This is a genomic window from Micromonospora sp. WMMB482, assembly GCF_019038635.1.
GTDB classification, from domain to species: Bacteria; Actinomycetota; Actinomycetes; order Mycobacteriales; family Micromonosporaceae; genus Micromonospora; species Micromonospora marina.
The window spans coordinates 5,299,112-5,312,324 of sequence record NZ_JAHOPD010000020.1 but is presented as its reverse complement, the minus strand read 5'-3'; the positions used below and the strand labels follow the sequence as shown (position 1 = coordinate 5,312,324).

The window sequence follows — 13,213 nt, the reverse complement described above, 5'->3', positions numbered from 1 at the left end:
CGACATCTGAGGCGCCACAACTCCGAGATCGGCGGCGACAGCCGTGGGCCTGAGCCCTACAGTCGGTCAGAGCGCCACTATCGCGGCGCTCTCCGGCGGCAGCTCGATGCCGTCGCGCATCACCGTCACGCCCTCGGAGGTGGCGAGCAGCACACGGCGTACCACGCCGGGCAGGTTGATCCGCTGTGCCCGGCCGGCCAGGTTCGCCACCACGAGCGTGCCGCCGCGCCGCATCACCAGGAACCGGTCACCGTGGCGTACGTCGACCCGGTCCAGTCGAGGGTCGGACAGGTCGGCCCGGGATCGGCGCAGTGCGATCAGCCGCCGGTACAGGTCGTACGTCTCGCGGTGCTCCGGCTTGTCCAGCTCGGCCCAGTCCAGCCGGGACCGCAGGAACGTCTGCGGGTCCTGCGGGTCGGGCACGTCGTCGGTGGCCCAGCCGTGGTCGGCGAACTCGCGTCTGCGGCCGGTCGCGACCGCCGTCGCCAGTTCCGGCTCCGGGTGGCTGGTGAAGAACTGCCACGGCGTGGCTGCGGCCCACTCCTCTCCCATGAACAGCATCGGCGTGAACGGCGCGGTCATCAGCAGCGTCGCGCCGACCCGCAGCAGGCCGGGCGACAGGGTGGCGGAGATCCGGTCGCCGGTGGCCCGGTTGCCGATCTGGTCGTGGTTCTGCAGGTACGCCACGAAGCGGTGGCCGGGTGTGCGCTGCCGGTCGACCGGTCGGCCGTGGCTGCGGCCGCGGAAGCTGGACCAGGTGCCGGCGTGGAAGAACCCGCCGGTCAGCACGTCGGTGAGGCATTCGAGGGAGCCGAAGTCGCCGTAGTAACCCTGCCGCTCGCCGGTGAGCAGCGTGTGCAGCGCGTGGTGGGCGTCGTCGTTCCACTGGGCGTGCAGGCCGTACCCGCCCGCCTCGCGAGGCGTGATCAGGCGCGGGTCGTTGAGGTCGCTCTCGGCGATCAGCGACAGCGGCCGTCCGAGGTGCGTCGACAGCGCCTCCACCTCGGCGGCGACCTCCTCCAGCCAGTGCACGGCCCGGCCGTCAGGCATGGCGTGCACGGCGTCCAGCCGCAGCCCGTCGACGTGGTAGTCGCGCAGCCAGGTCAGCACGCTGTCGGCGATGTAGCGGCGTACCCCGTCGGAGTGCGGGCCGTCCAGGTTGACGGTGCGGCCCCAGGTGTTGCTCTGCTCGGTGAGGTACGGCGCGAACCGCGGCGCGTAGGCCCCGGAGGGCCCGAAATGGTTGTAGACGACGTCGAGGATCACCCCCAGGCCCCTCGCGTGGGCGGCGTCGACGAACCGTTTCAGGCCGTCCGGGCCGCCGTACGGCTCGTGCGGGGCGTACCAGCAGACGCCGTCGTAGCCCCAGTTGTACTCGCCGTTGAACGCGTTCACCGGCAGCACTTCGACCATGTCGACACCGAGGTCGACCAGGTGGTCCAGCTTGGCGATCGCCCCGTCGAACGTGCCCTCGGGGGTGAACGTGCCGATGTGCAGCTCGTACAGCACGCTGCCGGGCAGTTGCCGGCCGGTCCAGGCGGCGTCGGTCCAGGCGAACGCGGCGTGGTCGTAGAGCCGGCTGGGACCGTGCACCCCGGCCGGCTGCCAGGCCGAGCGGGGGTCGGGCAGCGCCTGGTCGTCGTCGTCGAGCAGGAACGCGTAGTCCGTGCCCGGCCCGGCGTCGGGCACCTCGACCCGCCACCAGCCGTCCGGCCCGGGACGCATCGCGTGGTCGGCGGCGCCGGGCAGGCGCAGCCGCACCCGGGCGGCCTCGGGCGCCCACACCGTGAACTCGGTCATGCGGCGGCCTCCACAGAGTCGGTGGGTGCGAGGAGGGCGACGGGATAGGTGCTCAGCAGATCATCCAGGAGCAGCTCAGAACCACTGTAGACCCGCCCGGTGAACAAGTCGGTGCACTGATGAACGGGAAGTGACACGATCGTGTCCCGCCAGCCGCCGGAACGGGCCAGCCGCAGCGGCAGCCGGGTCGCCACCGCGACCGCGCCGCCCCGGTCGAAGGCCACCGCGTGCGCGGCGGCCGGACCACGCGCCGGCACCGGCCGGTAGCCGCCGAACAGGTCCGGGCGGTCGCGGCGCAGCCGCAGCGTCCGGGACACCACGAGCAGCTTGGCCGCGCCGTCGCCGGCCACCGCGGGCCGCCATCCGGCGTCGAGCCGGGCCAGCATGTCCCGGCGTACGGCGAAGTCGACCGGCCGCCGGTTGTCCGGGTCGACGAGCGAGTTCTCCCACAGCTCGGTGCCCTGGTAGACGTCGGGCACACCGGGCATGGCGAGCTGCACCAGCTTCTGCCCGAGCGCGTTCGACCAGCCGGCCGGGGTGATCTCGGCGGCGAACGCGGTGATCTGGGCGTGCAGTTCCGGGTCGTCGTACATCCGGTCGACCAGCGCGTGCAGCTCGTGTTCGAAGGCCGGGTCCGGGTCGGCCCAGCTCGTGCTGACCGACGCCTCCCGGGCGGCCTTCTCGGCGTACCCGTGCAGTCGCTCCCGTTCGATCGGCCACGCCCCGACGGCGGTCTGCCAGAGCAGGTGGGCCAGCGCGGGGTCGGCCAGCGGCGCCCGCGACATCCAGTCGGCGGCCCGCTCGGCCCAGCGGCCGGGCAGCTCGGCCAGCACCGCGAGCCGGGCGCGCACGTCCTCGCCGCGCTTGGTGTCGTGGGTGGACAGCGCGGTCATGCTCGCCGGCCAGCGCACCTGCCGGGTGGCGGCGAACCGGTGCAGCTCGGCCGGGGGAACGCCGAAGTGGGCCGGGCTGCCGCCGACCTCGTTGAGGGCGACGAACCGGCTCCACCGGTAGTACGCGGTGTCCTCCACGCCCTTCGCCATCACCGCGCCGGTGAGCTGCGGGAACCGGGCGGCCAGCTCGTGGCCGGGATCGCGTAGCCGGGCGGTGACCGCGTCCAGCACGCCGGTCAGGTCGGGACGGCGGCGACCGGCCTCGCTGCGGGCGGCGGCCAGATGACGGGCGCCCTCGGGCGGGTAGCCGCGGTAGACCGGGAAGCAGGCGGCCAGCTCGGCCAGGGCGGCGCGCACCTGCTCACCGGGTAGCTCCGGCACGAGCGCGGCCAGCCGGATCAGCTCGGCGGCGAGCAGCCGGGTGGCGGCCTCCAGCTTGGTGGCGTGCGTCAGGTCGGCCCAGGAGGTGTGCCGCCCGGTCAGCCGGCCGTCCAGCGTGGTGAACTCCGGTTCCGCGTCCGGGTCGACGAACAGCCCGGACACCGCGGCCAGCGCGTCGTAGCCGGTGGTGCCGTCGACCGGCCAGTCCGGAAGGTCCTCGCCGTACTCCAGGATCTTCTCCACCACCAGCCAGCGCTCCGGCGCGGCGGCGCGCAACCGGGCCAGGTAGCCGGCCGGGTCGCGCAGCCCGTCCGGGTGGTCGACGCGGATGCCGTCGACCTCCCCGGCGCCGACCCAGCGCAGGATCTCCGCGTGGGTGGCGTCGAAGACCTCCGGATCCTCCACCCGCAGGCCGGCCAGGTCGGACACGGCGAAGAACCGGCGGTACGTCAGCTCGGCGTCGCCGCGCCGCCAGTTCACCAGCTCGTAGTGCTGCCGGTCGTGCACCTGGCGGGGCGTGCCGTCGCCGGTGCCGTCGGCGACCGGGAAGCGGTGCTCGTGGTAGCGCAGCTCCCCGTCGACGAGCTTCAGGTCGTCGAGCGCGTCGGCGGTGTCGGCGAGCACCGGCAGCAGCAGCCTCCCCCGGTCCCAGTCGATGTCGAACCAGTGCGCGTACGCCGAGTCGCGTCCCCGCCGCAGCACGTCCCACCAGGCCGGGTTGGCCTCCGGCCGGGCCACTCCGGCGTGGTTGGGCACGATGTCCACGACCAGGCCCAGCCCGGCCGCGCGCAGCGCCCGGACCAGCCGCACCCGGGCGGCATCGCCGCCGAGCTGCGGGTTGACCGCGCGGTGGTCGACCACGTCGTAGCCGTGCGCGGAGCCGGGGGTGGCGGTGAGCAGCGGCGCGGTGTAGAGATGGGTGACGCCGAGCGCGGCGAGGTAGCCCACCAGCTCGGCCGTGGCGTCCAGGTCGAAGCCGGGACGCACCTGGACCCGGTAGGTCGAGCGAGGGGTGTCGGGCATCGGTCAGGCCGTCCTCTCCAGGACCAGCAGCGAGCGGTCCGGCACGCAGACCGTGCCGCCCGCCTCGACGAGCGTCGTCTTCTCCGGATCGGGTTCCGCAGTGCTGATCACCAGCTCCCACCGGGTGCCGAACTCCTCGCCGGGCAGCGTGAAGTCCAGCGGCGCGTCGTGCGCGTTGAACAGCAGCAGGAACGAGCTGTCCCGGTGGCGCTGGCCGTACTGGCCGCGTTCGCCGATGCCGTCGCCGTTGACGAACAGCGCCACCGAGCGGCCGAAGTCGTTGCCCCAGTCCTCGCCGGTCATCTCCCGGCCGTCCGGGGTGTACCAGGCCAGGTCCGGCAGCCCCGAGCCGGCGGCGCGGCCGCCCACCGGCAGCCCGGTGAAGAACCGGCGGCGGCGGAACACCTGGTGCCGGTTGCGGAACTCGGTGAGCCGGCGGACGAAGTCCACCAGATCGTCGTCGGCCCGCTCCCAGTCGACCCAGGCGATCTCGCTGTCCTGGCAGTAGGCGTTGTTGTTGCCGCGCTGGGTGCGGCCCATCTCGTCGCCGTGGCCGAGCATCGGCACGCCCTGGGACAGGATCAGCGTGGCCAGGAAGTTGCGCCGCTGCCGGGCGCGCAGCGCCCGCACGCCCGGGTCGTCGGTGTCCCCCTCGATGCCGCAGTTCCAGGACCGGTTGTGGCTCTCCCCGTCCCGGTTGTCCTCGCCGTTGGCGTCGTTGTGCTTGTCGTTGTAGGAGACCAGGTCGGTGAGCGTGAACCCGTCGTGGCAGGTGACGAAGTTGATGCTGTGGAACGGGCGGCGTCCGTCGTCCTGGTAGAGGTCGGCGGAGCCGGAGATGCGGGAGGCGAACTCGGCGAGCGTGGCCGGCTCGCCGCGCCAGAAGTCGCGTACGGTGTCGCGGTACTTGCCGTTCCACTCGGTCCACTGCGGCGGGAAGTTGCCGACCTGGTAGCCGCCGGGACCGACGTCCCACGGCTCGGCGATGAGCTTCACCCGGCCGACGACCGGGTCCTGCTGCACCACCTCGAAGAACGTGGACAGCCGGTCCACCTCGTAGAACTCGCGGGCGAGCGTGGCCGCCAGGTCGAACCGGAAGCCGTCGACGTGCATCTCGGTGACCCAGTAGCGCAGCGAATCCATGATCAGTTGCAGCGAGTGCGGGCTGCGCACGTTGAGGCTGTTGCCGGTGCCGGTGTAGTCGACGAAGTAGCGCCGGTCTTCCTCCGACAGCCGGTAGTAGCTCGGGGTGTCGATGCCCTTGAAGCTCAGCGACGGCCCGAGGTGGTTGCCCTCGGCGGTGTGGTTGTAGACCACGTCGAGGATGACCTCGATGCCGGCCGCGTGCAGCGCCTTGACCATGCCCCGGAACTCCTGCACCTGCTGGCCCAGGCGGCCCAGCGCGGAGTAGCCGTGGTGCGGGGCGAAGAACCCGATGGTGTTGTAGCCCCAGTAGTTGCGCAGCCCCAGGTCGGCCAAGCGATGGTCGTGCACGAACTCGTGCACCGGCATCAGCTCCACCGCCGTCACGCCGAGCCGCTTGAAGTGCTCGATCATCACCGGGGAGGCGATCGCCGCGTACGTGCCGCGCAACTCCTCCGGGATGCCCGGGTGGCGCATGGTCAGGCCGCGGACGTGCGCCTCGTAGATCACCGAGTGGTGGTACGGGGTGCGCGGCGGCCGGTCGTTGCCCCAGTCGAAGTACGGGTTCACCACCACCGACTTCGGCATGTACGGCGCCGAGTCGGCGGTGTTCATCCGGTCCGGGTCGCCGCCCACCTCGTAGTCGTAGACCGACGGGTGCCAGGTGACCTCCCCGTCGACCGCCTTCGCGTACGGGTCGAGCAGCAGCTTGTGCGGGTTGCAGCGCAGCCCCTCGGCCGGGTTCCACGGCCCGTGCACCCGGTAGCCGTAGCGCTGGCCGGGCTCGACGCCGGGGATGTAGGCGTGCCAGACGTACGCGTCGACCTCGCGCAGCTCCACCCGGCGCTCGGTGCCGATGTCCCACTCGTCGAACAGGCACAGCTCGATCCTCTCCGCCACCTCGGAGAAGATCGCGAAGTTGGTGCCCATCCCGTCGTACGTGGCGCCGAGGGGGTAGCTCTCGCCCGGCCAGACCTGCATGTCGCTCCTTCGGCCCATGATCGTGAGCGCACCTGACAGGGGAACCGCCGATACGCACGCCGGTGATGCCCCGTCGTACCCCCCGTCAATCCACCCGTTCGGACCGTAACCGAATCCGCCCTGCTGAGTCCGGACAGCCGTTCGGGTGTCATCCGTCACGATCGCCCTTTTCGAGATGCGGACCGGCGGCGGATGGACTTTCCTGGATCCGGGCCCGCGCGCGCGGGCCCGCCCGGCCGTTCGGCCACCCCTCACCACCACCGCTCGTCGCCGCCACCGAAGCCGGCGTGTCTCACCATGCATGGACGGAGATCGACGTGACCACTCTGCGGGTCGGCGCCCAGCCCGCCGCCGCGACGGACCGGCTCCACCGGCCCACTCTCACCTCCCGCCCGACCCCGCCGTCGCCGGCCGGGGCCGCGCCCCGGACGCGGCGCATCCTGATGCTGTCGTGGGAGTACCCGCCGGTGCTCGTCGGCGGGCTCGGCCGCCACGTCCACGCGCTGTCGGTCGCCCTGGCCTCCGCCGGGCACGAGGTCACAGTCGTCACCCGCCACGCCGAGGGCGCTCCCCTGGAGGAGTACGCCGACGGCGTCCGCGTCGTCCGCGCCGCCGAGGATCCGGTCACGTTTCCCCTGGCGACCGGTTCGCTGCTGGCCTGGACCATGGCGTTCAACCACACGCTGACCCGGGCCGCGCTGCGTGCCACCGAATCCGGCGCCTACGACGTGATCCACGCCCACGACTGGCTCGTCGCGCACACCGCGATGACGCTGCGCGAGCACCTCGACGTGCCGCTGGTGACCACCATCCACGCCACCGAGGCGGGCCGGCACCAGGGCTGGCTGCCGGAGGAGATGAACCGGACCATCCACGGCGTCGAGCACTGGCTCGCCGGCGAGTCCGGGCGCGTGATCGTCTGCTCCGGCTACATGCGCGACGAGGTGGGCGCGCTGTTCGGCGTGGACGCCGCCCGCGTCGACGTCGTCCCCAACGGCGTCGAGCCGCACCGCTGGCGGGTGCCCGCGTCGGCGGTCGCCGCCGCCCGGGCCCGGTTCGCCGCCGACGGACCGCTGGTCACGTTCGCCGGCCGCCTGGTGTACGAGAAGGGCGTGCAGCACCTGCTGGCCGGGCTGCCCCGGCTGCGCGACCGGCACCCCGGGCTTCGCGCGGTGATCGTCGGCGACGGGCCGTACAAGGCGGACCTGGAGGCCGAGGTGCACCGCCTCGGGCTGGGCGCCACCGTGAGCATGCCCGGGTTCCTGGGCGGCACCGATCTGCCCGCGGTGATGGCCGCCTCGGACTGCTTCGCGGTGCCGAGCATCTACGAGCCGTTCGGCATGGTGGCGCTGGAGGGAGCCGCCGCCGGCGCGCCGCTGGCGGTCGCCCGCACCGGCGGGCTGGCCGAGATCGTCGAGCCGGGCGTCACCGGGATGACGTTCGCCCCGCACGACCCGGACGGGCTGGCCGAGGCGGTGCACACGCTGCTGTCCGACCGGGACCGGGCCCGCGCGCTCGCCCGGCGGGCCCGCGCCATGGTGCACGAGCAGTACGGCTGGGCCGCCATCGCGTCCCGCACGGCCGCCGCGTACGCCGCCGCCATCGCCGGCGACCCCGCGTTCACCGCGGCCCGCGCCGAGCAGCGGATGGCGGCCGGCCGCACGCTGCCCGCCCTCCCCCAGGGCAACCTGCTAGCCGCCGCCGGCCTGCGGTAAGGAGGGGCCCCCTATTAACGCCTCAGGTAGAGGAAGGGCCCCCTCTTAACACCCCCGCACCCCCGCAGCCTCCGCATCCCGCTGCGCGCACGAGAAAGGCCGCCGACCCGGGCCGGGTCGGCGGCCTTTCCTCGTCAACGTGTTAAGAAGGGGCCCCGCCTCTACCAGAGGCGTTAACAGGGGGCCCTTCCTTACACCCTCAGCGCTTGTCGGCGGGGACGTAGTCCCGCTCGGTGGCGCCGGTGTAGATCTGCCGCGGACGGCCGATCTTGGTCTCCGGGTCGTTGATCATCTCGCGCCACTGGGCGATCCAGCCGGGCAGCCGGCCCAGCGCGAACAGCACCGTGAACATCTTCGTCGGGAAGCCCATGGCCTTGTAGATCAGGCCGGTGTAGAAGTCCACGTTCGGGTAGAGCCGCCGGGACACGAAGAAGTCGTCGGCGAGGGCGATCTCCTCCAGCTGCATGGCGAGGTCCAGCAGCGGGTCCGGCTTGGCCATCCGGCCGAGCACGTCCTGGGCGGCCTTCTTCACGATGGCGGCGCGCGGGTCGTAGTTCTTGTAGACCCGGTGGCCGAAGCCCATCAGCTTCACGCCGTCCTGCTTGTCCTTGACCTTCTGCACGAAGGTACGGACGTCACCGCCGTCGGCCTGGATCTTCTGGAGCATCTCCAGCACGGCCTGGTTGGCACCGCCGTGCAGCGGGCCGAACAGCGCGTTCACGCCGGCCGAGACCGAGGCGAACAGGTTGGCGTTGCTGGAGCCGACCAGCCGCACGGTCGAGGTGGAGCAGTTCTGCTCGTGGTCGGCGTGCAGGATGAACAGCATGTCCAGCACCCGGGCCACCACCGGGTCGACCTCGTACGGCTCGGCCGGCACGCCGAACGTCATCCGCAGGAAGTTCTCGACGTAGCCCAGCGAGTTGTCCGGGTACAGCAGCGGCTGCCCGATCGACTTCTTGTACGCGTACGAGGCGATGGTCGGGACCTTCGCCATCAGGCGCACCGTGGACATCTCCACGTGCTCGGAGTCGAACGGGTCCAGGCTGTCCTGGTAGAAGGTGGAGATGGCGCTGACGGCCGAGGAGAGCACGGCCATCGGGTGCGCCTCACGGGGGAAGCCGTCGAAGAAGCGGCGCATCTCCTCGTGCAGCAGCGAGTGCCGCCGGATCCGCTCGCTGAAATCGGTGAGCTGCGCCTGGGTCGGCAGCTCGCCGTAGATCAGCAGGTAGGAGACCTCCAGGAAGGAGGACTTCTCGGCCAGCTGGTCGATCGGGTAACCCCGGTACCGCAGGATGCCGGCATCACCGTCGATGTAGGTGATGGCGGACGAGCAGGACGCGGTGTTCACGAAACCGGGGTCGTACGTGGTCATCCCGGTTTCCTTGAGCAGCTTGCTCACCCCGATCCCGGCGGGGCCCTCAACCGCGGACTGCACCGGCATCGACAGCTGCCCACCGGGGTGGTCGAGCTTGACTTCCGTCATCTGTTCCTCGCTTCGCCGGCAAGATCTTCGTTGAATTGCCTTCGCTTCTACCGTAATCACGGCGCGGAGAACACCGCTCGTCATGGTTTCGGGGTGAGGTGTGCGTCACCTGTTTCCCGGCCAGCCGGTCCGGAAACCGGATGGGAGCGCGGCCATGGACACGTTCGGGAGGTCGTCACGACAGCGTGAGCCGCCGCAGCGTCCCGTCGTCACCGACCCGGTAGACGTCGAGCCGGTTGGCGCCGGCGGCGAACAGCCGGTCGTCGGCGAGCAGCGCCGCGAACCGCCGCCCACCGGCGTCCGGCGGCACCACGGGCACCACCGCGCCGACCGTCCCGTTGACCGCCACGGCGAGCCGGGTGCCGTCGGGCACGTCGTGCGGCACGGTGCCCCAGACCAGCGCGGGCAGCCCGCCGCCGGCCGGGTCGACCGCGTCGAACGCGTCCCGGTTCGCCACCGTGGCGGACCCGTCCGCCGGTACGTCACCGGCCCGGGTGCCGACGAGCGGGTCGACCGGAACCGGCGGGAGCGGGGCGGGCACGTCGCCGCTGATCGTGACCGGCTGGCCGGGGCGGTCGTAGAACCGTTTACCGGTCCGCTCGCGCGGCGCCGCTTTCGCCGACCGGCCGTCCATCCGCCAGGGCACCCGCATGTGCGTCTCGTCGGCGATCGTGGGCAGCAGGTCGACGTGCTCCCAGTTGCGGTCGTCCACCCGTCCGGCGCGCTGGCCGGGCTCCTTGACGAACATCGGCACCCAGGCCACCTCGTTCGCGGCGTGGTCGATGGCGTCCATCCCCCGGCCCTGCCAGTCCCGGCGGAAGCTGACGCCGTGGTCGGCGGTGGCCACCACCAGCGCCTTGTCGTAGAGGCCGGTGGCGCGCAGCGTCCGCAGTGTCTCGCCGATCAGCCGGTCGGTGTAGCCGAGCTGGGCCAGGTGCCGGGCGCGGGCCAGGTCGACCCAGCCGGCTCCGTCGCTGGGCAGGTCGTCCGGCGCCGCGTAGTGCGCCCCGGACGGCAGGTACGCCCACGGCGAGTGCGGCATCAGCAGGTGCAGGAAGTGCAGCGTGGGCCGGGTGTCGGGGCGCAGACCGGCGAGGAACGAGGTGAACCGGGCCGGCTGGTTGTCGTCCAGGGTGTCCCAGCGGAACTTCGGGTCGTCCGGCACCGGCTCGGCGGCGTCCAGCCCGGCCTCGGCCGCGGTCCGCTCGCGGTAGGAGTCCTCCGGGTCGATCCGGCTGTCCACCGGCGCGGCGATCCGCCCGAGCAGCCGGCCGCTCTCCCGGACCAGCACCCCGAGCCCCTGTTCCGGGGTGGTCGCCTGTTCGCAGCGGCTCGGCGGGCAGAGCCGGGTGATGCTCTCCTCGGCCTTGATCCGGTAGAGGCCGCCGAGCGCGGTGAACAGGTTGTCCGGGTACTGCGAGTAGTGCGGCGCCACCCCCCGCTCCGGGTAGCGCCCGGTGAGCATCGCCGGCAGCGCGTAGGGCGTCCAGCCGCTGACGCCGGTGGCGTTGCGGTACCACGTCGACCCGCCGGCCAGCGCCGCGAAGTTCGGGTAGCGGGCGGCGTCGATCCGGCCGTCCGGGCCGAGCAGGGAGACCAGCGGCAGTTCGTCGAGCACGATCATGACCACCGGCGGGTGCGCACCCGCGCCGGCCACACCGGCCGCGCCGCCCTCACCGCGCGGCAGCACCACCGCCGACGCGGGCGAGGCGAACAGGAACAACCCGACGAACACCAGCGGCCCGGCGGCGGCGACCCGCAGCACCCGCCGGGGCGCCCGCCACCGCCGGTGCGCGGCCGCGCCCGCGGCTCCGGCCGCACCGGCGACGACGAGCAGAGGTACGCCCCGGAGCGGCGTGACGTGCCGGCCGACCTGAACCGCCAGCGCGGCGAGCAGCAGTCCCACGAACGCGGTGTGCGCGACGGACCGGGTGAGGCGTCCGGCGGGCAGCGCGAGCGCGCCGAGCAGCGCGAACAGCACTGTCGGCGTGAGCGCGATCAGGGCGACCAGCAGCAGCACGTCGGCCCGGGAGGCGCGGTGGAACAGGAAGAAGTCGGGGCTGCGGCCGAGCACGTCGAGCAGCGGCTGGGTGACCACCAGCCCGATCAGCGCGGCGACCTCGGCCAGCCGGGCCGCCTCGGCCCGCCACCAGGGCCGGCGCTCCCGGCGGTCCGGTCCGGCCGCGCGTTCCCGGGGTGGTGCGAGGGTGTCCTCAGCCACCCACCACCACCTGGTAGAGCGTGCGGGTGCCGGACGGCAGCTCGGTCCGGGCGACGATCCGGCCCCGGCGGGCCAGCAGCGCCTCGAAGGCGTCCCGCCGGTAGTCCGGGAACAGGCCGTCGGGCTTGTTCGCCAGCAGCCGGCGCGCCATCGGGTCGTCCGGGTGGACGAACTCCACCACGAGGCTGCCGCCGGTGGCGGTGAGCGCGGTCAGCTGGTCGAGCACCTCGGGTAGCGGTACGTTGCGCCCGATCGCCAGGTGGTGCACCACGGCCAGGGCCAGGACGGTGTCCGCGCGGGCCCGGTCGGCGAAGGCGGCCCGCTCGACGCCGCGCCAGCCGCCGCCCGGGGACGGGTCGGCCAGGTCCATCACCAGCGGCAGGATCCGCGTCTCGCCGTCGTCGCGCAGCGCGCGGTAGAGCGTGTCGACCACTGCCGGGTCCTGCTCGACGGCGACGACGTGCGTGGCGTGCCGGGCGGCGATGCGGGCGTACCGGCCGTCGTTCGCGCCCAGGTCCAGCGCCGATCCGCCTCCGGTGGCGGCCACCGCCCGGTCGACGAACTCCTCCTTGGCCTGCCGGTCCGGCACCGAGTACGCGCAGGTGCGCTGGTAGTCCGACCAGTGGCTGTCGCCGGGCCGGTGGTCGAGCCGGCGGACCAGTTTCGCCAGCCCGCGTACCGTGGCCAGGGCCAGCTCGCGGGAGAACCCGGCGGCGCGCAACTGGGCGCGGACGTCGGTGGTGCTCGCGGCGGAGTTGCGGGCCTGCATGGCGCCGTGCAGGTGCACGTGGGTGGGCACGCCGGCCCGCCAGCGCCGGGTGCCGCCGAACAGCCGGCGCATCTGGTCCGGCTCGACGCCGTCGACGCGGGCGCGCAGGAACGGCTGGAAGTCCAGGCCGAGGTGGGCCTGGATCAGCAGCGGGTAGAGCAGCGTCTGGCAGAACTGCCGGTAGCCGGCCCAGGGTTCGCCGTCGCGCAGCGCTTCGAACGAGCCGACGTCGATGAAGACCGGCCGGGCGCCGCGCCACTGCACGTTGTAGGCCGAGCCGTCCTTGGTGGTGAAGCCCGCTTCGAGGGCGGCCCGCAGCACGTCCAGGTGCAGCAGCGCGGCGTCGCGCAGCATCGCGGACGACCACTCGTACGGGTGCGAGACGAACGGGATCCGCTCGTGCCGCAGCACCGCCGTCCAGGGCGCGTCGACCGGGGTGGGGGTCAGCTCCTCGGTGCCGACGATCTGCCCGCGGGCGGTGGCCTGCCGGAAGAAGTCGGTCACCGACAACGCCCGCCAGTCGCGGGCGGAGCGCTCGTCGAGCCCGCGCAGCACCTCCTCGCCCCGGTGGAACACCCGGTTACCGGGGTCGCGGAAGGAGGCGGGTTCGACGCGGACGCCGGTGTCGGGGATCGTCACGCCACCGGGCCCTGGTCGGTGGGCTGACGCCGGAAGCGGGACACCAGGCGGCGCCAGTAGAGCTTGGCGGCCACGGCCACCCCGGCCACCCCGCCGACCACCGCCTGCACGATGAGGCTGCCGGATCCCGCGTCCAGGTAGGCCAGATGCGTCACGGCTGTTCTT

At 72.9% G+C, this 13,213-nt stretch carries 8 protein-coding genes; 1 reads left to right on the top strand and 7 read right to left on the bottom strand.

Going from position 1 to position 13,213, the window contains the following annotated elements:
• Positions 1-66: 66 nt before the first annotated feature.
• From treZ to glgX, 3 genes are read right to left on the bottom strand one after another with little or no spacing between them, the layout of a single operon-like run.
• Positions 67-1,800 carry a malto-oligosyltrehalose trehalohydrolase gene (treZ, locus tag KSK32_RS25960; protein WP_216933566.1) on the bottom strand — a complete coding sequence of 578 codons (1,734 nt, stop codon included), beginning with the start codon at positions 1,798-1,800 and terminating at the stop codon, positions 67-69.
• Positions 1,797-4,097, bottom strand: a complete 2,301-nt coding sequence (gene treY / locus KSK32_RS25955; RefSeq protein ID WP_216933565.1) for a malto-oligosyltrehalose synthase — start codon at positions 4,095-4,097, stop codon at positions 1,797-1,799. The genes treZ and treY overlap by 4 nt, the downstream gene beginning before the upstream one ends.
• Positions 4,098-4,100: 3 nt before the next feature.
• A complete protein-coding gene (glgX, locus tag KSK32_RS25950) occupies positions 4,101-6,221 on the bottom strand; it encodes a glycogen debranching protein GlgX (RefSeq protein ID WP_216933564.1) in 2,121 nt (706 codons plus the stop codon).
• Positions 6,222-6,538: 317 nt separating this feature from the next.
• On the opposite strand from glgX, the gene KSK32_RS25945 reads away from it, so the two are divergent.
• On the top strand, positions 6,539-7,936 hold the full coding sequence (locus tag KSK32_RS25945) for a glycosyltransferase family 4 protein (RefSeq protein ID WP_216933563.1): 1,398 nt from the start codon (positions 6,539-6,541) through the stop codon (positions 7,934-7,936).
• A gap of 199 nt (positions 7,937-8,135) precedes the next feature.
• Here KSK32_RS25945 and KSK32_RS25940 read toward each other — a convergent pair whose 3' ends face one another.
• The 4 genes from KSK32_RS25940 to KSK32_RS25925 form a co-directional block, all read right to left on the bottom strand.
• Positions 8,136-9,419: a citrate synthase gene (locus KSK32_RS25940; RefSeq protein WP_216933562.1), complete on the bottom strand. Its 1,284-nt coding sequence runs from the start codon at positions 9,417-9,419 to the stop codon at positions 8,136-8,138.
• 175 nt (positions 9,420-9,594) lie between these two features.
• On the bottom strand, positions 9,595-11,640 hold the full coding sequence (locus KSK32_RS25935; RefSeq protein ID WP_216933561.1) for a sulfatase-like hydrolase/transferase: 2,046 nt from the start codon (positions 11,638-11,640) through the stop codon (positions 9,595-9,597).
• A complete protein-coding gene (locus tag KSK32_RS25930; protein ID WP_216933560.1) occupies positions 11,633-13,048 on the bottom strand; it encodes a bifunctional 2-polyprenyl-6-hydroxyphenol methylase/3-demethylubiquinol 3-O-methyltransferase UbiG in 1,416 nt (471 codons plus the stop codon). Before KSK32_RS25930 ends, KSK32_RS25935 begins: the two co-directional genes overlap by 8 nt.
• Positions 13,045-13,203: a hypothetical protein gene (locus KSK32_RS25925; RefSeq protein ID WP_216933559.1), complete on the bottom strand. Its 159-nt coding sequence runs from the start codon at positions 13,201-13,203 to the stop codon at positions 13,045-13,047. The genes KSK32_RS25930 and KSK32_RS25925 overlap by 4 nt, the downstream gene beginning before the upstream one ends.
• Between the last annotated feature and the right edge of the window lie 10 nt (positions 13,204-13,213).

Bases quoted from the DNA above. Each gene is read 5' to 3' on its own strand.
- treY (WP_216933565.1), bottom strand. From the start codon at position 4,097: ATGCCCGACACCCCTCGCTCGACCTACCGGGTCCAGGTGCGTCCCGGC.
- treZ (WP_216933566.1), bottom strand. From the start codon at position 1,800: ATGACCGAGTTCACGGTGTGGGCGCCCGAGGCCGCCCGGGTGCGGCTG.
- KSK32_RS25940 (WP_216933562.1), bottom strand. From the start codon at position 9,419: ATGACGGAAGTCAAGCTCGACCACCCCGGTGGGCAGCTGTCGATGCCG.
- glgX (WP_216933564.1), bottom strand. From the start codon at position 6,221: ATGCAGGTCTGGCCGGGCGAGAGCTACCCCCTCGGCGCCACGTACGAC.